Below are 22,505 nucleotides of genomic sequence, written 5' to 3' on the forward strand. Positions count from 1 at the left end.
GTCGCCCACATGCACAACCTCGCCCTCGCCGCATGACCAGACCGGCCACGAACCCGGCCCTGACCTGCCCGGACACCACCTTCTGCAACACGCTTCAGCGGCAACCGCCACGACTCCCGCGGCTGGGAGGAATCCGGCGCGAAGGCCGCCGTCGGCAATACCACCACGATCGCCGACGGGGGCTACCGGGGCACCGGACTGGTGATCCCGCACCGCTGCCAGCACGGCCAGGCCGACCTCCCGGACTGGAAGGAAGAGCACAACCGGTCCCACAAACAGGTCCGCGCGCGTGTCGAGCACATCTCCGCCTGCATGAAGACCTGGAAAATCCTCCGCGACTGCCGCCTCAAAGGCGACGGCGTCCACCAAGCCATGCAGGGCACCGCACGGATGCACAACCTCGCCCGCGGCGGATAGCCAAGCGGCCTCGCACGAACGGCCGACCTTCCCGAGGCTCCTCTTTACGCACTCCCGGCGGACACAGGCAAGGCCCCCACCCGTGTCATCCGCGTCGGCAGCTGTGCCCCTACCTGGACCGGCCGGCGGACGTGCGGCAGGCGTCCCTGCACCTGGTCGAACAGGGCCGGGTGGGCACCGCACCCGCTCACCGGCACCTGGCCGCCCAGCTGCACGTGTGCCTGGACCAGTACTCCGTGGGCTGCTGGGACGAAGCCGTACCAATGGCAACTGAAGGACTCGGCCTACGTGAGGAGCACGGCTACTGCTTCCTCGCCTGCAGACTGCAGCGCGCGCAGGGGTGTGTGGTCGCGCCAGGCGGCCACACAGGAGAGGAGCGCCGCTCTGTCCGACGACATCGTCCGCTGGCCTGCCCCTCTCCGCGGCGCCCACGGTGCCCCGTTGCTCGCATTCCGCACGAGAAGTCTGACCGCCCTCGGCACCGGCGCCTTCGCGGCCGCCTACCGGCACGCCACCGCACTGAGGCTGCCCGGGGCCGTCGCCCTACCTTCCGCAGGCCGTGGTCGTCACCTGGACCTGGTTGAGGCCGCCGTCAGAACCGGACGGGTCGTCGGAGCAGCCGCCTACACCGCAGCCGTGCGAGCTGGGCAGGGAACACCAGCACCCGCGCAGCCGTACAAGGGGCCTCTGACCGCCTAGGTACAGCAGATCGCCACGCCTTCGGCCACCGGACTGACCAACAAGCAGATCGCCGAACGCCCGTTTCTGCTGCATCGGACCATTGGGACGCACCTATACGAGATCCTCCCCAAACTCGGCATCGACTCGTGACGCTTTGGTCGCCTCGACCTGCAGAACCTCGAGCTGTAGGCCCGGACGATCGCCCAGTCATCTGACCTAGGGGGAACGGTGCGTCCCGCAGCACACTGAGTGGGAAGGCCCGCTCGGGTCCAGCGCTGGCGGCCCTACCGGAAGTCGAGCAGCGGTCGAAAGAGACAGGCGGCTATTTCGGGCGTCAGTGCGAGCAACCCTGGCGAGCGAGCCCCCCCACACGTGTGCGTCACCGTCTTGACTGGTGACGCGCGAAGGTGTCATGATTCCATCACCACCTCAACCGGTGACGCGAAAGTGTCCGGCCCGGAGGTGATCACAGAACTCTCGACGAGATGGGGAGCAAGTCATGGCAGTCAGCTACACCGCCGTTGTCGATGTCGACGGAGAGGGCCGGAACGGCGGCCGCGTCCGTTCCTCCGACGGTCTGTTGGAGACCGGCCTCGCGCTCCCCAAGGAGCTCGGCGGTGCCGGTACCTCGACCAACCCGGAGCAGCTTCTGGCCGCCGGGTGGGCCGCCTGCTTCCTCGGTGCCCTGCGCCGGGCCGCCACCCTTCGCAAGGTCCGGCTCACCAGTACCACCATCACCGCCGAGATCACGCTCACCCACGGCGACGACGGCGAGTTCTCCCTCTCCGCGGTCCTCAGCCCCGTCCTCGGCGGCGTGGACCAGGTCACCGCGGAGGAGCTCGCGCACGCCGCGCACCAGATCTGCCCCTACTCCAAGGCCACGCGCGACAACATCCCCGTCGCGATCAACGCCAGCGCCGCTGCCTGACCCCGTGACCGCGGGTCCCGTGCATCCCCCGGCACGGGGCCCGCACCCCCCTTCCTCGCACCCGCCAGCCGAACCGAGATCGAGGGCAGGACATGGTCTCCGTGAACCACACATACGCAGGGACAGCCATGTGTCGCCGTTCCGCCCCGGACCTGGTCGCCGCCGCCGATGAGTGGCCGCCTCAGGCATCCGGAAGCGCAGAGGAGCGGGCATGGCCCGACGGCGCGCAGGTGTGGGCCTGGGCGGCGAGCGTGGCGCTGGCGGGGTACGGCCCGTCGGCTTCGAGCTTTCTGTGACGGCGGGGGACCGCCTCAAGGGCCTCGGGCCCTCGGACACATCCCGGCCCGTTCCGCGACGAGACCGGAGCCTTCCGTCATGCCGGTGACGTCCACCGAGCATCCGGCCTGCGGCGCCCCGGGCGCGCCGGCCACGGCACCTTCGCCGCCTTCAAGGACTCCGACGGTATCGAGTGGTTCCTCCGTGTGGCCACCCGCCGCGTCTCCGACCGCTGAGCTTTCGGTGCTGGACACGGGAGTTGACCCCATCATTCGACCGGTAGCCATTCTCCGGAGGGCACATTGACGACCGAGAACCCTCGCACCTACGACGTCATCGTGATCGGCGCCGGTCCGGTCGGCGAGAACGTCGCGGACCGCACCACCGCCGCGGGCCTCAGCACCGTGATCGTCGAGAGCGAACTGGTCGGCGGAGAGTGCTCGTACTGGGCGTGTGAACCCAGCAAGGCGCTGCTGCGTCCCGCCCTGCTCCGCGCGGACGCCATGAGTGTTCCGGGACTCGACCCCGCCGTCGGGAACCCGCTGGACGCCGCGGCCGTTCTGGCGCACCGCGATCGTATGTCCGCCGAGTGGAAGGACGACGACCAGGTCGCATGGGTCAGGTCGGCCGGCATCGAGCTGCTGCGCGGCCACGGACGCCTGGTCGGGGTCCGTGAGGTGTCGGTGGAGACACCGGGCGGCGACACCGTCCGTCTCAGGGCCCGGCACGCCGTCGCCGTCTGCACCGGCAGCCGCGCGGCTCTGCCCGACCTGCCGGGAATCGACGTCCTGCGGCCCTGGACCAGTCGGGAGGCGACCAGCGCCGAGCGGCCGCCGCGACGCCTCGTGATCGTGGGCGCCGGCGCGGTGGGCGTCGAAATGGCCACCGCCTGGCAGGCCCTGGGCAGCCGGGTGACCCTGCTCGCCCGTGGGGAGGGACTGCTGCCCCGTATGGAACCCTTCGCCGGAGAACTGGTCGGCCAGCGTCTTCGGGAGGCCGGCGCGGACGTACGTTTCCACGCCTCCGTCGTCGCCGCGGAGCGGGTGCGCGGCGGCGAGGTCAGGATCACCCTGTCGGACGGCGACGAACTCACCGCCGACGAGATCCTCTTCGCTACCGGCCGGGCCCCGCGCTCCGCAGACATCGGGCTCGGCGCCGTGGGTCTCGCCCCCGGGGACTGGCTCACCACCGACGACAGCCTGACCGTCACCGCCGTCCCGGGGAACTGGCTGTACGCCGTCGGCGACGTCAACCGCCGGGCACTGTTCACACATCAGGGCAAGTACCAGGCCCGTATCGCCGGTGCCGTGATCGCAGCCCGTGCCCGGGGCGAGCAACTCGACACCGGTCGATGGTCCCCGCACACCAGTACGGCCGACGTCGAGGCCGTCGCGGGTGTCGTGTTCACCGACCCCGAGGTCGCCTCCGTGGGCCTGACCGTCCGTGAGGCCGAGCGCACCGGCCGCGCCGTCGACGTCATCGACTACGACATCGGCCACCTCGCAGGCGCCCTCCAACACCGCCCCGACTACCGGGGCAAGGCCCGGATCCTCGTCGACCGGGACCGCCGAGTCGTCGTGGGCGCCACCTTCGTCGGCCCTGGCGTCGGCGAACTGCTGTACTCGGCCACCGTGGCCATCACCGGGGAAGTGCCCGTCGAGCGCCTATGGCATGCCGTGCCTGCCTTCCCCACCATCAGCGAGGTGTGGCTGCGCCTGCTGGAGAAAGGGAGACGCGCATGACCACCGCACGCGATCTCGCCCTCATCGCCCTGGGACTGCCGACCGACGAGGGAGTGGAGCAGGGCGACCTGTCCCTCGCGCTCGCGGGGGCCGAGGCGATCGATCTCCTGGAGAGCGGGGCGGCGACCTTGGAGGGCGACCGTATGGTGCCCGGCCCTCGGGTGGCGACGGGCGACCGGATGCTGGACCAGGCGGTCGCCTCGCTGGCCCGACGGGAACCGCACGAGACGGTGGAGCAGTGGCTGTGGCGCCGCGGCAGGGAGCTCGCCGCGGCCTATGCCGACGACCTCGGGCGGGCCGGGCTCCTCGCGAGCCCCCGGCGCCATGGCTTCCACCTGCTTTCCGGGCGGACCGCGCCGGCGGACTCGCCGCACCGCACCCGCGCAGAGGAACGCCGGGCTTCCGGCGAGCCCGTCCTCGCCGCACTGATGGCGGCCGCGAGGATCGGGGACGCGCGGCCGGAAGCCTGTGAAAGCCCCACCGGGGAATCGGTCACGACGGTGGTGGCAGCCGTCGGCGACGCGGTGACGCGACTGGAGGCCGTGCGGCTGCGGCGGGACATCGAGGACGCCGCGTTCGACAACATGTGGCGGGACTGAGCGGGCGCGCGGTACACATGTGAGTGAAGCGAACGGCCTGCTCGGCCGGTCCATGTCTACGGGGTGTGCTCCCCGGGTGTCGTGGACGCTGTCGCGCTCGCCTGGCTGCCGCGGCCGGGCGAGCTGCGCGGGTACGCCGCATCTCGTCGCCCTCTGCCCGTGTCGCTCCGGGCGACGAGGATCTCGACCGCGCCGACGTCTGCGCCGACGCCCGCGCCGAAGTCTGCGCCGACGTCCACTGAAGTCTGCGCCGACGTCCACGCCGATGCCGCCCGCCCGCCGGATGCTGCCCGTGTGCGGGCTGCCGCGAGATGAGCGGGGGAGTCGGGGCCGTACGGGCGACGGGTGAGGCCTTCCAGGATCTAGGCGCCGGCCGAACTCGTCGGACGGATCAGTCGGTGCGGCCCGCCGTACCCGGCTCCACGAGGGTGTACATGACCGAACGCTCCTGCTTGTGACGCCGGATGCGTCCCTTGGCCACGAGGGCTTCGAGGGTGTTCCGCACCACCTGCGGTGTCGGGTTGCGGTCCGGGTACTTCGCCAGGAGCTCGTCCCGCAGCTCCTTCGCCGGGCGCGGCTCCTCGTGGCCGGCGAGCAGACCGGACAGGAGGTCACCGAGCAGCGGCTGGTGCGACTTCCCCTTCGCGGCGGCCTTCGCCGTGCCGCCCGATGAAGCGGTCTTGGCCGGTGCCGAGCGGCGCGAACGGGCCTCGGAGGGAGCCTTTGCGGCCACGGGCTCGTCCTGCAACTGCTCGGGCAGGCGTGACGCGTCCGCGAAGCCCTCGTACCGCTCGGCGAGGTGCAGGATGTCCGACAGGAGGGCTTCCTCCTGCTTCAACCTCTCGAGCTGTTCCGCCAGCTGTTGCTGTCGCCGGCGGTTCTCCTCCAGGTCCGACGCGGCTTGTTCCACGTACCGCGACCGGAGCGTGGAGGCTGATTGGCTGGTCACAACCGTTCACTCCCTCGAAATGGATGACGTTGCGCATGCTACCCATGCCGAGGGTCCCGTGTAGATAGGTGTCGACGCCGGACGGTCCGCCGGGCATGTTCACCCTTCACGATAGGCGCCGATGTGTCTGCGCAGCGAGGTTCCCGCCGAACGGACTGCCGGATGACGCTCCGTGTGGAACATGTCGGGCACCAGTTGTGGTGGCTGGAGCCACGACTCCGGCGCGTCATGGAGGTCCTGCCGCTACCGCCCCCGCAACGGCTTCTGGCCGCTCTGCGGCGAGCCATGACCCAGGGGCAGGGGGTGTCCGTGACGCTGCCGGCCGACACGGAGACGGACCACCCGTGCCTCTGCGAGGACGTCGTGGCCATCCGAGCTCGGGCGACATGTTCGCCCACCGCGGCCATCGAGCCACGTACCTCCGAGACCCCGGCAGCCGTTGCCGGGGTCAGAGGGTCATCGCACGGGCGCGGCGGGCGCGGTCTTCTTCCGGGCGCGGTAGGCGGCAGCCTTGATCTTGTTGCCGCAGGACTCCATGCCGCACCACTGCCGCCGCATGCCCCGGGAACGGTCGATGTAGACCCGCGTGCACTCCGGGTTGCCGCACTCCTTCAGCAGGGGGACGTCGGGGCCGCTGAGCAGTTCGACGGCCTGCCGTGCGACGGTCGCCAGGGCCTGCTCGGGGGTCCCCTCGTTGTGCCGACCGGCCATGGTGAGCTGCGGTGTCACCGGTGTCTTGCGCGCGGCGCCGTTGACCACGGCGAGCGCCTCGCGGTCGAACTCCTCGTCGAGACGGCGGTTGGTGACCAGCCGGTAGACGGCCTCGCGGACGGTGGTCGCGGCCCGGACGTCGTCCTCGTCGCCGGGCGTGATCGTGTCCACGAGTCCGGATTCCAGGTACCAGGCGTTCAGCCGCTCCGGCGTCACGAACATCTCGAACCGGGTCGAGCGCCGCGCGCGGAGGGTGGCCGCGAAATCGAGGACCGGGTGCCCGCATACGAAAACATGATCAAGGTTCACATCACCATCTTGACAGGTGACTGACGGGGAGTGCAAGGATCGTCACCATTTCAGGCGGTGTTGCCTGGTCAGGCGTGGTCACACCCGGTCCGTTGGGGTCAGGGCAGGGAACGGGCCGCCGTAGTGTCCTCCCCTTGTCCGTGTCCTGCGTCAAGGCGGATCGCTGCGTCAAGGCGGACCTCGCGGCCCTGCCACCGTCGGCGCAGCCACCGGTCGTGGCTCGCGAGGACGATCGCGCCGGGTCCAGTGCCGAGGGCGGCCTCCAGTTCGTCGCAGAGGGCGGGGGAGAGGTGGTTGGTGGGTTCGTCGAGCAGCAGCAGTTGCGGCGGGCGGGCGACCAGGAGGGCCAGCGCGAGCCGCCGGCGCTGCCCGACGGACAGTCGGCCGACGGCCTTGTCCAGGTCCGCCTCGCCCAGCAGCCCGAGCGAGCCCAGCGGCACCTTCTCGGCCCGCGCCGGGCCCAGCGACAGCTCGTACGTGTCACGGACCGTGCGGTCAGGCCGGCCGAACACGGTGTCCTGGGTCAGCAGGCCCACCGTCAGTCCGCGCCGCCTGCGCACCTCGCCCTCGGCGGCGAGACCCCCGGCGAGTACGGCGAGCAGCGTGGACTTGCCTGCTCCGTTGCCGCCCGTGACCAGCAGCCGGTCGGCCGCCGACACCTCCAGCGCGTCGAGAGCGAGCCGGCCGGGCACCCGTACCTCCCGCAGGGACACCAAGGGCTGCCCGTCCTCCTCCGCACACGCCGCCAGCTCCCCGGCCGCGAACCGCAGTGGGCGCGGCGGCTCGGCGACCCGGGTGCGTTCCAGCTCCTCCAGTCGCCGCGTGGCGTTGCGTACCCGGCGGGAGATCTGGTTCTGCACCCGGCCCGCCCGGTGCCCGTAGCCCATCTTCTCGTTGTCGGTGCGGCCCCGGTCCGGTGCGACCCGGTGCGCGGTCATGCCGGCCGAGGTACGAAGTTCCTCCAGCTCCTGCTGCTCCTCGGCGTATCGCCGTTCCCAGCGTTCCCGCTCGGCGCGCTTCTCACCGAGATAGGCGCTGTAGTTGCCCCCGTAGCGGACCGGGCCGTCCACCGCCGGGTCGAGGCCGATCAGGTCGGTGCAGACGGAGTCGAGGAAGGCCCGGTCGTGGCTGGCGATCACCACGGTCCCGGGCAGGCCGCGGACTTGGTCCTCCAGGAAGGCGGCGGCGCCGTCGTCGAGGTGGTTGGTCGGTTCGTCGAGGAGCAGCGCCGACGGGCGTCGTACGAGCAGGGCGGCAAGGGACAGTCGGCCGCGCTGCCCGCCGGACAGCGAGCCGAGCGTGCGGTGGTGTCCGAACGCGCCCAGACCCAGCCCGTCAAGCACGAGGGCCGCCCGGCGGTCGGCGTCCCAGGACTCCCGATCCTGGGCCAGCTCAAGGCGCCTGCCGTAGGCGTCGAGGAGTTCCTGATGGCCGGGGCCGCCGTCCGGGACGCGGGAGAGTTCCTCGCCGAGCCGGTCCAGCTCGGCGAGGTCCTCGCGAGCCTCGCGCAACGCCTCGTCCAGCACTGCGGCGATGGTCGAATCGGAGTCGTACGGCATCTCCTGGTGGAGGAAGCCCAGGTCGGCGGGGCGGGTGACGCTTCCCGCGTCGGGTTCGTCCACGCCGGCGAGCACCCGCAGCAGGGTGGACTTGCCGACGCCGTTCTCCCCGATCAGGCCGATGCGGTGGCCGGGGGAGGCGGTCAGGGAGATGCCGTCGAGGACGCGACGGCCGCCCAGATCGCGTACGAGATCGTGGGCGAGGAGAGCGGGCTGGGGCATGGGGGACCGTCCAACGTGATCGATGGTCGGCCCGCGGGGCGGGGTCGCCTCGGCGCGGGCCGCTTCACACGCCGGCGGCTCACACCCCAGGGGCTCCCGTCTCCTTGAGTGTGCCGTCGGCCAGCCGCAGCCAGCGGTTCACCCCGATCTCGGCGAGGAACCGCTCGTCGTGGCTGACCACCATGAACGCGCCCTGGTAGGAGTTGAGGGCGCTCTCCAGCTGGCCCGCGCTGATCAGGTCGAGGTTGTTGGTCGGCTCGTCGAGGAGCAGCAGATGGGGGGCCGGCTCGGCGCACAGGACGCAGGCCAGAGTGGCGCGGAGGCGTTCGCCGCCGGAGAGTACGCCGACGGGCAGGTGTGCCCGGGCGCCCCGGAAGAGGAAACGGGCGAGCAGGTTCATCCGCTCCGCCTCGGGCCGCTCGGGGGCGAACGCGGCGAAGTTCTCCGCCACGCTGCGGTCCAGGTCCAGCGTGTCCAGGCGCTGCGAGAGGTAGGCGATCCGGCCGTCGCTGCGCTTGATCTCCCCGCCGTCCGGGGCGAGTTCGCCGGTGATCAGACGCATCAGGGTGGTCTTGCCGGCGCCGTTGGGACCGGTCAGCGCAATGCGTTCGGGGCCCCGGACGGTCAGGTCGACGCCGCCCTCCGCGAACACCGGACTGTCGCCGAGGCGGACCTGCATCCCCTCGCCGAGGAAGAGGTTGCGTCCGGCGGGCACCTGGGTGTCGGGCAGGTCCAGGGTGAGGCGCTGCTCGTTGCGCAGGGCACGTCCGGCCTCGTCGAGACGCGCCTTCGCCTCGCTGACCCGAGCCGAGTGCATCTGGCCGGCCCGGCCCGCGGCCTCCTGCGCGCCGCGCTTCATGTTGCCGGCGAAGATACGGGGCAGCCCGGCGTTCTTGAGGTTCTTGGCGGCGTTGCTCGCGCGGCGATCAGCACGTTCACGGGCCTGCTGCATCTCCCGCTTCTCCCGCTTCAGCTCCTGCTCGGCGTTGCGGACGTTTTTCTCCGCGACCTCCTGCTCGGCTCGCACGGCCTCCTCGTACTCGGTGAAGTTGCCCCCGTAGAAACGGAGTTCATCGCTCCCGAGCTCGGCGATCCGCTCCATGCGGTCGAGCAGCGCACGGTCGTGGCTGACGAGGAGCAACGTGCCGTTGAAGTCCCCCAGTACGTCGTACAGCTTGTGCCGGGCCTGGAGGTCGAGGTTGTTGGTGGGCTCGTCGAGCAGCAGGACGGCGGGGCGCTTGAGCAGTTGCGCGGCGAGGCCGAGCGAGACGACCTGGCCGCCGCTGAGCGTGCTCAGGCTGCGGTCCAGGGCGAGGCCGGCGAGACCCAGCCGGTCGAGCTGTGCGCGCGTGCGCTCCTCGATGTCCCAGTCGTCGCCGATGGTGGTGAAGTGCTCCTCGCCGACATCGCCGGACTCCACGGCGTCCAGGGCGCGGATCACCTCGGCGATGCCGAGCACCTCGGCGACCGTGAGGTCAGCGGTCAAGGGGAGGGTCTGCGGGAGGTAGCCGAGCGTGCCGCCGACCGACACCGAGCCTGTGGTGGGCTTGAGTTCACCGGCGATCAGCTTGAGCAGCGTGCTCTTGCCGGAGCCGTTGGGGGCGACGAGGCCCGTACGGCCGGTGGCCATGGTGAAGGACAGGTCGGCGAAGACCGGGGTGTCGTCCGGCCAGGTGAAGGAGAGGTTCGAGCAGACGATGGCGGTGTCGGACATGGGGCACCTCGAAGGAACTGAGGGCAGAGAGCATGGACCTCTGCCCCGGGCAGACGTGGGAAAAGGGGGTACGACGAAACGGACCACTTCGGCGGCGCTCCTGAGCACCGGCCGGTGGCCGTCACATCCGGGTCTCACCCGGAGATGTCGTCGTCACCCACCACGTCTGCGACTCCTCGATACACGGTCAACGTCACTCGCAGCGTAGCAGGTCGCCTCCCCGGAGGTCGTGACCGAGGTGTGTGTGTCTCGCAGTTCCTCATGGTGTTGCCCGCCTGTGCTTCGTTGACACGACAGGTGTCGCATGCCACCATCGTCACCAGTTAAACGGGTGACGATGTCATGATGGTTCGGCGCTGTTCACACGTGTGGACCGTGGACCGTGGACCTGGATTGTGAATGTGGACTGAAGGAGCGCACTGGCCATGACAGAAAAGCCGAAACGGAGTGCCGAGGGTGCACCGGTGGGGCGCCGGGCGATGCTCGGCATGCTCGCCGCAGGCGCCGCGGGGCTCGCGGTCGCGCCCTCTCTCCAGCGCGGCTGGGAGAAGGCTGTGGCCGGCGCCTCCCAGGTCGACCCGACAGGCCTGACAGGTCTGCTGCCCGACCCGAGCGGCTTCCGGTACTACAGCGTCGTCGGCTCGGTCCCGCACAAGGACCGGACGAACTACGAACTGCGGGTCGACGGACTCGTGGAGCGCCCCAGGACCTACACGCTCGACGAACTGCGCGCGATGCCCCAGACCCGGGTCGTCCACGACGTCGTGTGCACCGACGGGTGGCGCGTGGACCGGACGCCCTTCGAGGGCGTGAGGCTGGCGGACATCCTCGACGCCGCCGGAGTACGTTCCCCGGGCGCGGCCATCCGCTTCACCTGCTTCGACGGCGCCTACACCGAGAGCCTCACTCTGGAACAGGCCCGCCGCTCGGACGTCCTGGTGGCACTGGACATGCAGGACAAACCCATCACCCACGCGCACGGCGGACCGGTCCGCCTGTTCGTGGCCCCCATGTACTTCTACAAGTCGGCCAAGTGGCTGTCCGGCATCTCGGTCACCGACGCGGTCGTCCCCGGCTACTGGGAGGAGCGTGGCTATGCGGTCGACGGCTGGCTCGACGGCGAAGGCCGACACAGCGACGCGGCCTGACCCCTCCGGGCGAGTACGCCGCTTCAGTACCGCCGAACGCCTGGTCCACCGGGCCACCGGCTATCTGATGCTGGCCTGCCTGCTCTCCGCCGCCTGCCTGTACTTCGGTCCACTGGCCCTGCTCGTCGGCCGGCGCCACCTGATGGTCACGGTCCACGAGTGGTCGGGCATCTCGCTGCCGCTGCCCTTCCTGCTCGGGCTCCTCTCCGCCGAGTTCCGTGCGGACCTGCGCAGGCTGAACCGCTTCGCGGCGTACGACCGGCAGTGGATGCGGGCCGTGCGCCGACGTCGGACCTCGCCGGAGGCGCGCCCGGCGGGCAAGTTCAACGCGGGTCAGAAGCTCTACGCGGGCTGGATCGCGGGCGCGGTGCTGGTGATGATGTTCACCGGCCTGCTGATGTGGTTCATGGGACTGCTGCCGTTCATCTCCCGCACCAGCGCGATCTTCGTCCACGACCTCGTGGCCTGGGCGATCACCTTCGTCGTGCTCGGGCACATGCGCAGGGCGTTCGAGGACCCGGAGGCGAGACTGGGCATGCGCACCGGCTATGTCAGCCGGTCGTGGGCGGATCGGCACCATTCCCGGTGGCTCGGGGAGGAGCGTGCTGGGGCTGGGGCTGGGGCTGGGGCTGGGGGTGCTGGCGCCGGCGCCAGTGCCGATGTCGATGCTCGTGCCGGTGCACTGCGCCCACCTCGCCGCCGGGACCCCGGCACCGTCGAATGACCTAGCACGTCCTGTCCGCGGCCCGGCCGAGGACTCCCGGAGCGGACCGTCACGTGACTGTTGTGGGTGTGTGTGCACCCCGAGCAGAGTGGCACCAGGCCGAGGGCGAGTGTCCCATCGGAAGCCTGAAGGCGATGAATCTCCTTTCGTCACCTGCTTGAGCGGTGTCAATGTACAGCCGCTATCCCCGCTATGCGTCGTGCGCATGTGTTACCGAAGCCATGCACACACCTCCTTCTGGGCACGTATCTACTTCTCGGGTGGGAAAACAATGAAGAAACTTCTGACTGTCCTCGCGGCCGGTGTGCCGCTCGCCGCGGCGGTGTACCTGCCGACTGCCTCGGCGGAGACCCCGACCAGCCCCGCCGCCGAGCCGCTCGCCTGCTCGACGCCTTCCGTGAAGGCCCCGGCCGGCACGAAGGTGGAGTCCGTGACGGCAGTCCGCCAGGCGGGCGGCACCATCCACGGCACCGGGATCCTGGGGGGTACGGTCACCGATGTACCGGCCTTCTGCGAGGTGACGGTCACCCTCACTCACCCGGGTGACGGCGACCGGGCGAAGGTGCAGACCTGGCTGCCCGAGAAGGGCTGGAACGGCCGTTTCCAGGCGCTCGGCGGCGCCGCGTACAGCGTCGGGGACAACGGTGTCGGTATGGGGACCGCGGTCAAGAACGGCTACGCGGTGACCACGACGGACGGCGGTGTCGGCGACGTCCTCGACACGAGCTGGGCGCTGAACGGCGAAGGGCAGGTCAACACCGCACTGCTGAAGAACTTCGCCTCCCGCTCCCAGCACGAGGCGGCGGTCGTCGGCAAGGCGGTCGTCGACGGGGTCTACGGCAGGCGCGCCTCCTACTCGTACTTCAACGGCTGCTCCACCGGTGGGCGCCAGGGCTACATGGAAGCCCAGCGCTACCCCGACGACTACGACGGCATTCTCGCCAAGGCGCCCGCCATCAGCTGGGCCGAGTACGAGGTCGCCACTCTGTGGCCGCAGGTGGTCATGAACAACGAGAAGACCTACCCGACCGGCTGCGAGTTCGCCGCCTTCACCGGCGCCGCCGTCAAGGCGTGCGACCCGCTCGACGGCGTCAAGGACGGCCTGGTCAACGACCCGGCCCGCTGCGACTTCGACCCCCGCCGCCTGATCGGCACCAAGGTCGTGTGCGAAGGCAGGGAGCTGACGATCACGGCGGCCGACGCGGCCGTGGTGCGCAAGATCTGGGACGGCCCGCGCACCACCTCCGGCGAGAAGCTGTGGCCCGGCGTCCCGATCGGAGCCGACCTGGCGGGTCTGGCGGGCATCAACACGCCCGACGCCGACGGCAACGTGACGGGAGCGCCGTTCCCGGTGCCCGCCGACTGGGTCAGGCTCTGGGTGGCGAAGGATCCGTCCTTCGACCTCTCGAAGGTCACCTACAGCCAGTTCGCGCAGCTCTTCAAGCAGTCCGAGGCCGAGTACGGCGAGATCATCGGCACGGACGAGCCCGACCTGTCCGCCTTCCGCAGGTCCGGCGGCAAGCTGCTGACCTGGCACGGCCAGGCCGACCAGTTCATCCCCGCCCAGGGCACCGTCCAGTACCGCCAGCGGGTTGAGCGGGAGATGGGCGGAGTCAAGCGGGTCGACGACTTCTACCGTCTCTTCCTTGCCCCGGGCACGGTCCACTGCGGCCTGAACCAGGGCGACGGCACGACCGACGACCTGGGCGCCCTGACCGCCTGGGTCGAGCAGGGCAAGGCCCCCAAGACGCTGCCCGCCACCCTGATCAACGCCGAAGGCGAGCAGGTCACCCGCGACCTGTGCAGCTACCCCAAGGTGTCCCGCTACACCGGCCTCGGCGACCCGGCCGCCGCCTCCAGCTTCCGCTGCGTCTCCCCGTCCCGGCACTGACCGGGGCGGCGACGACGTCTGACCTGAGAAAGGCCGCACCACCATGAGTACCCGGACCGTCTGACGCGTCTATCCCTCCATTCCGTCCCGGTCCGCGCCCTGTGGCGCGGGCCGGGACGCTTTTGCGCGCGATGGTTCCCGCCAGCCGACGCGGTAACGGGGCGAAAGAAGGGCATGCCGCGGATGATGCCGGAGCTGATCCACTCCAACGAGTCCACCCGGCGGGCGAGTTCCAGCTCGCGGATGCGGGGGAGCAGGCGCCGTAGGTGACGGTCGCCTCCAGGTGGGCCGGTGTGGCGGCGAGACGGTTGGTGAATGCCGTGTCCGAAGGTCATAGGGCGGGCGCCCGGCCGGGCATCGCGTCGCACAGGAGGCGTGGCCCGGGGCAACCAGCATCAAGGCCGTGCCCACCATGTCCTCCTCGGAGGGCCGGTTCCCACCTCGTCACGTACGACGGCCAGGGCGGACAGCAGGAGGTCTCCGGGACACTGGTGCGGGTCCGCGACCAGGTCGGCCAGCAGCGAGTGCCGACTGGCACGGGGCCAGCCGGCCGAGCGGCAGCCGGGCCAGGTCACCTCCGCCCAGGGTGTGGCGGGGCAAGGCGGCGCGTCATGAGCAGGGTCATCGACGCGTCTCCTGGATCTCGGTTGACTGAGCAACCCCGAGCTACTAAGAGGCCCTGCCTTCATGCCCGTGGCCAGCAGCGATCACCCGATCGAGACTCCCGTTCGACGCGCGCCCCTCAAGATCGGAACGACAACAACCAATAACTGATCGTTTCGGAATGAGATGAGCCTGGGTCTTGCGGTTCGCGATCTTGGTCGGTAGGGGTGTCCAGCGTGCGCATCGGCACGGGATATCTTGGTCGACACCGCTTGGCGGCCTGGCTAGGGTCGCGGGCGTGACGATCAAGTTGAACGATGCCGCCTGCAGGCTTCTTGACGATGTGAATCCCGCGGTGCTGGCCACCGTTAACCCCGATGGCAGCCCGCAGACCTCGGTGGTCTGGGTCGCCCGGGACGGCGATGACCTGCTGCTCTCTTCGGCCGCCGGCCGCCGCAAGGTCACCAACGTGGAGCGCGACGCGCGGGTCAGCCTGACGGTCTACGACCGGGCTGACCCGCTGCGATACCTGGAGGTACGCGGTGCCGCGACGGTGGTCGAGGACCTGGGCCGGAAGCTGGCCGTCGCCCTGGCCGAGCAGTACGAGGGGCCCGGCGCCGGCGAGGAGTACCTGGAATTGCCGCCGGAGGTGGTGCGGGTGGTCGTCAGGATCACCCCGCAGCGGCTGGTCGGCACCTTCGCCGACTGACTGATGTTCAAAGCGAGTTGAGCTCGCGATCTCGCGCCTAAAAGCAGGAGCCCGACGACGGGCTGGTTCCTGGATCCTCTCCTGCCGCAGCGGGCACCGCTGGGGGACCTCGGACTGGCCTGCCGGCTCAGCTGCGATCCCAGGACCTACGTCGGCAATACGATCGTCGCGTTCAACGGTCCAGGGGCTCCCGACCGCCAAAAGTGCGTCGACCTCCTGAACGCAAACCTCGGACAACGCACGCAGACGTCGCCGCTGGCCGAGTCGGGTTCTCACACCCGGCACCGGAAACGGCGGCCAGGCCAGACTCGAAGCGGCTGTGTGGGAACTACCCACCTGACCGACCAGCGCCCCTCGCCTGCAGAGCCGGAGGCGGGTTGCACTGCAGGGCGGCTGAAGCGTTGCCTGAACCGGTGGATCGAGGGGTGCACCGCAAGTCCTGCGGGAGGTAGGGCCCCCAAACCGGACATGTCCCGTTCGCGCAGCTCAGGGCCCGTGGGCAAGCCTGTCAACCGCGGCGACACCGGCACCCCTCTGGCTCGGCCAGCGCCCTATGCGCAGGTGAGACGGGCGGAGGCGGTGGTTCCGCTTCCTTGCGCGCGCTGTATTCTCCTGCACCATGTCTCGAATCACCACCCGTGCCATAGGTCTGGCCATGGCCCTCTTTGGCGTACTCATAGGCGTGTATGGGGTCCAGACCCTCGCCACTGCGGTGGGCCTGGCCGGTACGGGAGGAACCCTGACCGTAGCCGACTGCCGGGTGGACGTCTCGTACAGCGACCGTGACCGTGAAGCCGACGACCGGCACGAGATCCGACGGTGCTGGGGAGAATTCAGCGCCGCCGACGGCTCGGACTTCGACCCGGAGCACGAGCTCGCCAGCGACGAGGCGCAGCCAGGTGACCGGATAGAGGTCCGGGACAATGGCACCATCTACATGGAGTCGAATGCCGCGTCGTGGGCAGGGGGCGCCGCCATCAATTTCATCGCTCTCGGCATGTTTGTGGGCGGAGGGCTGATCCTCATCACCGGGCGACGCCCTTCCCCCGGGGGGATAGAGAAGAGCCAGCAATTCAATGTCGCGGTCCGAGCCCTCCCGTTCGGCCGGACCGCATTCTGGACCTTTCTCGGATCCTTTGCCGCGGGGCTGCTCAGCTTCGGCCTCGCAGAACTCCTCTGAACAGACGCACGCTCGCAGATTCCGACCACGGGAATGCGGGCGCCTTGAGTACGCGGCACAGCGAAGCGTCGCCGCAGGCGCCCTCGACCGCTCGGCACGGCCCGCGCACTCCATGAGCGGGCGGCCCCGGCTCCGCATCACCACCCGACCCTCAACGACACGGGGCCTCTGAGAACCCGTTGTCCTATCGAACGGAATCGTTGGGTTTCCGCTGATCGGATCCTGACCGAGCTCGGTGAGGCGCAAGCCGGTCCGGAGCGGCTGGTCATCGCGCGTGAGGCGGTGGCCGAGCTCTTGAACGGCCCCGTCGTTCAGGTGCAGGAAACGGCCGCGACGGGTGCGGGTGGTGGTCCGATGGGGGGAGTGGTGGTTCCGCGCCATCGTGAGGGTCCTCTCGGTACACGTGCTGCCCCGAGGAATGTCAGCGTCTGCTTGCCGTACTGATTGCCGGGGCGGGGCGGCTGGCGGCCTGATGCGGGACAGGGACGTGGCGACGCACGCCCGCCCGCCACCCATTGCCGTCGGTGACGTCGTCGACGGTGAGGCGGACGATGCGGGGAGTGACGGGCTGCGCGTAGAGGAGAACGAGCGCGGCGACGGCCCGGGCCCGCAGGGGCCGGGAGTCGTTGTTGAGGACCCGCCGGAGAATGGCGAGTCGGTGGTGCTAGTGCAGAGGCGCTTGGTCCTGGTTGATGACCCGGGACGGCAGGGTCAGGCGGGGCATCCGGACCGTCTGCATGCACCAGCGCTGGAACGTCTGGGCCGGGCGCCGGGTGGCCGGCTATTCGGTGTGCCAGGCGTCGAGGTCGGCCTGCTGACCGTGTTCGATGGTGCAGGCCCGGTCGGTGAGCCAGGTGAGGAAGGCACCGGCCTGGGCGATCTCCTGTTTTGTCTGGTTGGTCTGGGAGCGTCCTGGAGGCCCCTTCTCCGCCTTGCTGCGCAGGCATCGCATCTGGTGGCAAGTGGCGAAGCGCTGAAGGGGCCGACGCGCTGTTCGGGGCCCTCGGTGACGGCGAGCCGTTTGGTCAGCCAGCGCTGGTAGAGCACGAGCTGCCGGTCGACGCGTGGCAGGACGCCGCTGTCCATTAGCAGATCACGCAAGTGAGCGACGGTTCTCCTGGGCGCTTCCTGGCGCAGCCCATCGTGGGTGAGCGGATCTTGCCTGTGGCCAGAACTTGGAGGAAACGGACGACGTTGGGGTTGGGGTTGCGAAGCCAGATCGGTCAGCTCTTGGGCCGGTCCAGCCGCATCGGGGAGGTGGCCAGTGGTTTCAGGGAAGCAGCGACGTGACCAGTGCCGTCATCGAGGAGACAGGCGAGCGTGTCGGCGAGTGTGCAGCGTTCGCAAAGGCGCCCGACGAGCAGGAGCCCTTCAAAGCCGCAGCGGTCGCAGAAGAAGTCGCGGGCGATGCTGGCAGTCCCGTCCGGGCGGTAGCCGCTCGGTGTCGCAGCAGGGAGTGCGGGGTTCAGTCCGGCGGGTCCACGGAAGGACACACGTCGGAGGGGGCATGCGCATCCGCGCACGCCCCCTCCGACGCCGGAGAACTCAGTTGTCGCTGCTGAAGATGGTCAGCACCCGCAGCACTTCCAGGTAGATCCACACCAGCGTTGCGGTGAGACCGAAGGCGGCCAGCCACGCCTCCTCGCGGGGTGCTCCGTAGGCGACGGCGTCCTCCACCTGCTTGAAGTCCAGGGCGAGGAAGCACGCGCCGAGCAGGACCCCGATCCCGCCGAAGACGATGCCGAGGCCGCCGCTGTGGAAGCCGAGGCCGTTCCCTGCGCCGAAGGCGGAGAAGAGGAGGTCGGCGGCCAGGAGGAGCAGGAATCCCGCCGCCGCGGCGGCGACGAACCCGACGAACCTCCGGTCGACCCGGATCCAGCGCATCCGGTAGGCGACGAGCACCCCGGCGGACACGGCGAAGGTGCCGAGAACCGCCTGAACAACCACGCCCGGTGCGATGTACGTCGAGGTCGCGCTGGAGATCACACCGAGGAAGACACCCTCGAACGCCGCGTACCCGAGGATCAGCGCCGGTGACGGCGTCCGCCTGAAGGCCTGGATCATCGACAGGGCGAAGGCGACGACGGCGGCGCCCAACGCGATGCCGTACGAACGGCCGATGTTCGCCTCGTCCACCGGCAGCAGGAGCCAGGACAGTACGGCCGTCAGGGCCACGGTGCCGAGCGTCGTCGCGGTGCGGACGACGACATCGTCCAACGTCATCGTGGTCTGGACGACTCGCGCGTCCGTGTCCGGTCCGGTGCCGGGGGCGTAAGGGTTGGTCAGGTAGTCGTTCCCGGGCCGGCCTGCGGCCGTGGCGCCCACCGGGTGGCGTGTGGAGGCGGCGTCCCGGGCGGCGCCCCAGCGGGAGAAGATCGGGTTGCTGCTCTTCACGTCATTCCTCTTCGTCCGCCGCACGCGCGGCCTGCTCGCACAGCGTTTGTCATCGGGAGCGGTCGCACACGTGTGATGACGCCGCGCACCGATCCGGCAACGGTAACCCTATGCGTCACCACTCTGACAGGTGACGCCGAGGGAGGCAAGTCGTAACTCCCTGCCCGCCCAGACTCATTCGGACGGTGTCGTCCCCGGACTGTCGAGCAGCTCCAGGAGGAACCCGTCCCAGTTCAGGCCGTCCATCTCCGCCTCGGCCGACGTGACCCGGTAGGTGGAGTCGAGCCACTTCGCGAGCGGCGTGGTGGGCAGTTCGAACAGGGCCTCCACCTCCTGCGATTCGAGGAGAAGCCAGGACGACGGCCGTTCGCCGGGCAGCGTCGGCCACATCCGCACATCGCCGCAACCGCTCATCGCCGTCAGGCCGCGGTACAGCAGTTCGCGGCCGATACGCCAGCTGAGACTCGGCCCTCGTTCCGCCAGGAACTCGACGGTGATCACCGCGGGCATGTCCGGGTCGAACCGGAACTCCGCCTGCATGGGCAGCCGAGTGAATTCGTCGAGCATCTGGTCGATGTCCAGGAGCAGCGAAGGCACGTGCTCGGGTAGCGGACGCGCCCGCAGTGACGACTGATCATGATACATGACAGGAGTTCCCCTCCGTGCTACGAAGTCTGCGCCTTCCACTCTTCGCCAGGGACGGAACCCGCACATCGGTCACTTGACGGTCAGAGGTGGGGGCGAGGGGCGGGCATTCGACGGCGCTGCGATGCGCTGCACGGGCCACGGAGCGTGTGACGTAAGCCAATGTGCTGCCGGTGCTGCCGGGCGCCACCCCTGCGAGTGGCCCTCCTGTAGCACCTGTGGTTCGGCCGGCGTCACCGATACGGGATCCGCACGCGCGGGGCGGAACGCGGAAACCTCCGGCACCGCGAAATCCCCCGCATCCGTGGACCTGGGGATCACGTCCACGGATACGGGGGAGCTGCCGGAGGGACGAGCCCTGGTATCAGGTCGCGGGCGGGAGAGCGGGGCCTGTGGTGCCTGCCCAGCTGCTCGGTCGCCACCACTGGGGCCATCGGCCGGGTCACGCCCTTTGGTGGCCAGCTCTGCCCGGTCGTCTTGAGAAAGCCGGCCGGCGGACGGCAGTGCGGCGGTCGGAGCCCGCAGGCTGATGCCGGCGGTGTCGGTGGCCGGTTCCGTCGCTCTACGGGGCCCCCGGGGGCGCGCAAGCGGGTCAGCTGGGTCGGTAAGTCGACCTCAAGGTGGCTCAACGCCCGGTGGTGTTCCAGAACGGCACCGTGATGTTGAAGGAGCGTCAGTCCACGAAGGGGCGAGGGCGTCGTAGCCGCCTTCGGCGAGGCGGCCTGTCACTCGCGCAGCGACAACTCCGCGTGGTGCCAGACGTCGTCGCTCAGCTTGGTGATCGCGCCCTCGTGGGCTGTGACCAGTTTGAGGGCGGCCTGCTGGGCAGCGGTGCTCGCGGTCGGGCCCAGCCCGAGCACCTCAGACGGCTTCGGCGTCAAGGGCGGAAGTCGTTCACGTCAGTCTCGTCCTCGGGGTGTGAGGAGGAGTGCTCATGTCCAGTACGGGTACGGGTGCGCTCGCATCTCAAGGCGATAGCCGACCGGTCGGCGGTCTCCGGCTACGCCGTTCTTGTCCCGAACATCTTCTACCGGCACGGGCGCACGCCGGTGGTGGAGCAGCCTGAGTTCATCGACATGGAGGGCCGCCCCGACACTGTGGGGAGGTCGTCCCGCTGCCCGAGTCCCTCACCCGAGCTCGCGGGGCGTGACGTCGGGGGCCTGGCTCGCGTGGTGCGCCGAATCGCTGCTGGTCGCGGATCGGGCTGTGGGCGTCACCAGGTACTGCATGGGACCCGGCTCGCTGCACGCGGCCGGCACGCTTCCGGGCCGGGGTGGCCGCGTGGTGGGCTTCCACGGTGGTCGGCTGACCGGCGAGGCGCCTGACCCCCGCACCTGCTCGCCGACCGGATCACCGACCGAGCTCTACCTCGCGCACGCCGACGTGGCCCCTTCGATAGCCGATGAAGTGGGTCCGGCGCCTGCGGCGGGCGCTCGCCGCCGCCGGGATCGGGCATCGGTGCGAGGTCTACGGGGGTGCGCGCCACGGCTGTACCCAGTCCGGCACCGCCTTCTACAACCCGGCGGCCGAACGGTACTGGACGGAACTGCCGTTGCTGTTCGCCCGCACCCTGCGAACTCCGGGTTCCATCGTCCTTGAGGTGCGAGCCGTGCCGAACGGACTGTGCGCTCCAGCCATGCCGGCCGTCGAGGTGCTCTACGTCCCGCCTCCTCGGCGGATCAGGAGCCGGGAGCGCGTCACTTCGCCTGCAGGGGGCCCGCGAAGGACTTGCGCAGGGAAGCGGGAGCGGCGAGGGGGAGCAGTGCGGCGAGCATCTTGCCCTTGACTGTGCTCGGTTCCCGCGTCAGCTCGACATCGACTCGGGTGCCGTCGCCCTCGGGGGTCATCCGGAAGACCCAGCCGCCGCCGGCTCCGAACAGCTTGGAGTCGAGGGTGGTGATGGTGACCGTGTCGCCGTCCGGCTCCCACTCGTAGCGCGCGCGCTCCCATGCGGCGGCGGTGCCCTCGGTGACCTCGGCCCAGGTGTCACCCAGCTCGTGGACCTCGAAGTGCTCGGCGTCGATCGTGGGCCAGGCCTGGGCGCGTGCGGGGCTGAAGTCGGTCAGCACCCCCAGTACGTCCTTCGGGCTGAGCGCGGAGACGAGGTGGAACCGTACGACTGCCATGGGGTTTCCTTAACGAGAAGTAACTGCTCTGACCGGTGACGCGAGATTGACACGGGCGTGCGTCACCTGTCAAGGCGGTGACTCGCGCGAGGCTGCCCGGACACTTGTCAGGGAGATCCGGTGGTGAGACATGTGTTCCCGTGAGGCGCTCACCCTCGACTTCGGTGGCACCCCCAGCAGGCTCATGGGCTGTTGCCGCTGAGCGAATCGGCGTCCGCCGGGCCGTTGTCCTCGGCCACCGTGTCGGCGGAATGGCGTGTCGGGGTGGCCACTTCGGCGAGCTGAACATGGAGGGAGCGGAAGCGTGGCCCGAGCCGGTTCCGGGAACGTCCGGACCTGACAGAGTGGCCGCCCGGCAGCATCAGCCGATCGACTGCACACACATGTCATGGGCGGCCTTCGCCCCGGCCGTGTGCGATCGGGTTGCGTATCGACATGTGCAGAGACATGCCCGGGCCGGGGTTGTGCGGTTAGCCTCGACACCATTGACGGCAACAGCCCGAGGACCGACATGCAGGTGCACCTGAACCCCCCTCTGGAGCCCGGTGACGCGCCCCGACGCGCCGCCGCCATCGTCGCGGCCGCGGCCGACATCAGCGGTGCGGAGCTGGACTACAGTCCCGAAAGCATCGATCTGGTGGAGGACATCGTCGACGGCTTTCGGGCCGAAGGTGTGACCGGCGAGGACATGGCGGAATCCCTCGTCGCCTTCGGCTGCTACGTCGGCGAGATCCTGACGCGCCACCTCGGCGGAGCCTGGCGGCTCGCCGATGCAGGACACCCCACGACCGCGCCCCCCGTCGTGGAGCTGTCCGATGCGCGGGAGTGCCACCCGATCGACTGGGTCTTCAGCCGCCTGCGCTTCGGAGCCGACATCAGTGTCCGCGACCTCTGCGAGGCCGCCGGTATGAGCACCGGATCCCGGACGAGCGAACGGACGGCTGAGCGGGGGAGAAGATGAGCAGGTGCGCCGATGGT

19 protein-coding genes and 1 pseudogene are annotated in these 22,505 nt (G+C 69.9%); 12 read left to right on the top strand and 8 right to left on the bottom strand.

Going from position 1 to position 22,505, the window contains the following annotated elements; all coding sequences use genetic code 11:
- Positions 1 to 96: 96 nt before the first annotated feature.
- The 5 genes and pseudogenes from AC07AW_RS34130 to AC07AW_RS34150 form a co-directional block, all read left to right on the top strand.
- A pseudogene (locus AC07AW_RS34130) lies at positions 97 to 417 on the top strand (transposase); the annotation flags it as partial.
- Between the two features lie 708 nt (positions 418 to 1,125).
- On the top strand, positions 1,126 to 1,248 hold the full coding sequence (locus AC07AW_RS34135) for a LuxR C-terminal-related transcriptional regulator (RefSeq protein WP_478819522.1): 123 nt from the start codon (positions 1,126 to 1,128) through the stop codon (positions 1,246 to 1,248).
- Positions 1,249 to 1,597: 349 nt separating this feature from the next.
- On the top strand, positions 1,598 to 2,026 hold the full coding sequence (locus AC07AW_RS34140; protein ID WP_478819363.1) for an Ohr family peroxiredoxin: 429 nt from the start codon (positions 1,598 to 1,600) through the stop codon (positions 2,024 to 2,026).
- 578 nt (positions 2,027 to 2,604) lie between these two features.
- Positions 2,605 to 4,044: a dihydrolipoyl dehydrogenase family protein gene (locus AC07AW_RS34145; protein ID WP_478819364.1), complete on the top strand. Its 1,440-nt coding sequence runs from the start codon at positions 2,605 to 2,607 to the stop codon at positions 4,042 to 4,044.
- The gene (locus AC07AW_RS34150) at positions 4,041 to 4,643 is read left to right on the top strand and encodes a GPP34 family phosphoprotein (protein WP_478819365.1); all 603 of its coding nucleotides are present in this window, start codon (positions 4,041 to 4,043) and stop codon (positions 4,641 to 4,643) included. Before AC07AW_RS34145 ends, AC07AW_RS34150 begins: the two co-directional genes overlap by 4 nt.
- 391 nt (positions 4,644 to 5,034) lie before the next feature.
- Here AC07AW_RS34150 and AC07AW_RS34155 read toward each other — a convergent pair whose 3' ends face one another.
- From AC07AW_RS34155 to abc-f, 4 genes are all read right to left on the bottom strand, one after another.
- Complete coding sequence (locus tag AC07AW_RS34155) at positions 5,035 to 5,592, bottom strand: hypothetical protein (RefSeq protein ID WP_478819366.1); 558 nt, start codon at positions 5,590 to 5,592, stop codon at positions 5,035 to 5,037.
- Positions 5,593 to 6,048: 456 nt separating this feature from the next.
- A complete protein-coding gene (locus tag AC07AW_RS34160; protein ID WP_478819367.1) occupies positions 6,049 to 6,612 on the bottom strand; it encodes a CGNR zinc finger domain-containing protein in 564 nt (187 codons plus the stop codon).
- A gap of 98 nt (positions 6,613 to 6,710) precedes the next feature.
- Positions 6,711 to 8,393, bottom strand: coding sequence for an ABC-F family ATP-binding cassette domain-containing protein (locus AC07AW_RS34165; RefSeq protein WP_478819368.1), 1,683 nt, complete (start codon positions 8,391 to 8,393; stop codon positions 6,711 to 6,713).
- A gap of 79 nt (positions 8,394 to 8,472) precedes the next feature.
- Positions 8,473 to 10,107, bottom strand: a complete 1,635-nt coding sequence (gene abc-f / locus AC07AW_RS34170; protein WP_478819369.1) for a ribosomal protection-like ABC-F family protein — start codon at positions 10,105 to 10,107, stop codon at positions 8,473 to 8,475.
- A 479-nt stretch (positions 10,108 to 10,586) separates the two neighbouring features.
- Here abc-f and AC07AW_RS34175 point away from each other — a divergent pair, with 479 nt between their 5' ends.
- The 6 genes from AC07AW_RS34175 (at position 10,587) to AC07AW_RS34200 (ending at position 17,404) form a co-directional block, all read left to right on the top strand.
- Positions 10,587 to 11,255 (top strand): molybdopterin-dependent oxidoreductase, encoded by a 669-nt coding sequence (locus tag AC07AW_RS34175; RefSeq protein WP_478819523.1) that lies wholly within the window; start codon positions 10,587 to 10,589, stop codon positions 11,253 to 11,255.
- Positions 11,203 to 11,979 (top strand): cytochrome b/b6 domain-containing protein, encoded by a 777-nt coding sequence (locus AC07AW_RS34180; protein ID WP_478819370.1) that lies wholly within the window; start codon positions 11,203 to 11,205, stop codon positions 11,977 to 11,979. The genes AC07AW_RS34175 and AC07AW_RS34180 overlap by 53 nt, the downstream gene beginning before the upstream one ends.
- A 271-nt stretch (positions 11,980 to 12,250) precedes the next feature.
- Positions 12,251 to 13,870 carry a tannase/feruloyl esterase family alpha/beta hydrolase gene (locus AC07AW_RS34185; protein WP_478819371.1) on the top strand — a complete coding sequence of 540 codons (1,620 nt, stop codon included), beginning with the start codon at positions 12,251 to 12,253 and terminating at the stop codon, positions 13,868 to 13,870.
- Between the two features lie 901 nt (positions 13,871 to 14,771).
- Positions 14,772 to 15,182 (top strand): PPOX class F420-dependent oxidoreductase, encoded by a 411-nt coding sequence (locus tag AC07AW_RS34190; RefSeq protein WP_478819372.1) that lies wholly within the window; start codon positions 14,772 to 14,774, stop codon positions 15,180 to 15,182.
- A gap of 619 nt (positions 15,183 to 15,801) precedes the next feature.
- A complete protein-coding gene (locus AC07AW_RS34195) occupies positions 15,802 to 16,362 on the top strand; it encodes a hypothetical protein (protein ID WP_478819373.1) in 561 nt (186 codons plus the stop codon).
- 487 nt (positions 16,363 to 16,849) lie between these two features.
- The gene (locus AC07AW_RS34200; protein ID WP_478819374.1) at positions 16,850 to 17,404 is read left to right on the top strand and encodes a hypothetical protein; all 555 of its coding nucleotides are present in this window, start codon (positions 16,850 to 16,852) and stop codon (positions 17,402 to 17,404) included.
- A gap of 503 nt (positions 17,405 to 17,907) precedes the next feature.
- Here the strand turns inward: AC07AW_RS34200 and AC07AW_RS34205 are convergent.
- The 4 genes from AC07AW_RS34205 to AC07AW_RS34220 all read right to left on the bottom strand — a co-directional run bounded on the left by AC07AW_RS34205 (position 17,908) and on the right by AC07AW_RS34220 (position 21,527).
- Positions 17,908 to 18,756 (bottom strand): Bax inhibitor-1/YccA family protein, encoded by an 849-nt coding sequence (locus AC07AW_RS34205; RefSeq protein WP_478819375.1) that lies wholly within the window; start codon positions 18,754 to 18,756, stop codon positions 17,908 to 17,910.
- 174 nt (positions 18,757 to 18,930) lie between these two features.
- Positions 18,931 to 19,401, bottom strand: a complete 471-nt coding sequence (locus AC07AW_RS34210) for an SsgA family sporulation/cell division regulator (protein ID WP_478819376.1) — start codon at positions 19,399 to 19,401, stop codon at positions 18,931 to 18,933.
- A gap of 725 nt (positions 19,402 to 20,126) precedes the next feature.
- Positions 20,127 to 20,261 (bottom strand): hypothetical protein, encoded by a 135-nt coding sequence (locus tag AC07AW_RS34215; RefSeq protein WP_478819377.1) that lies wholly within the window; start codon positions 20,259 to 20,261, stop codon positions 20,127 to 20,129.
- A gap of 837 nt (positions 20,262 to 21,098) precedes the next feature.
- The gene (locus tag AC07AW_RS34220) at positions 21,099 to 21,527 is read right to left on the bottom strand and encodes an SRPBCC family protein (protein ID WP_478819378.1); all 429 of its coding nucleotides are present in this window, start codon (positions 21,525 to 21,527) and stop codon (positions 21,099 to 21,101) included.
- 511 nt (positions 21,528 to 22,038) lie between these two features.
- Between AC07AW_RS34220 and AC07AW_RS34225 the strand changes: the two genes are divergently transcribed.
- Entirely contained in the window at positions 22,039 to 22,488 is a 450-nt protein-coding gene (locus tag AC07AW_RS34225; protein WP_478819379.1) for a hypothetical protein, read from the top strand.
- Positions 22,489 to 22,505 lie beyond the last annotated feature (17 nt).

Source organism: Streptomyces sp. NPDC044003 (assembly GCF_056435185.1).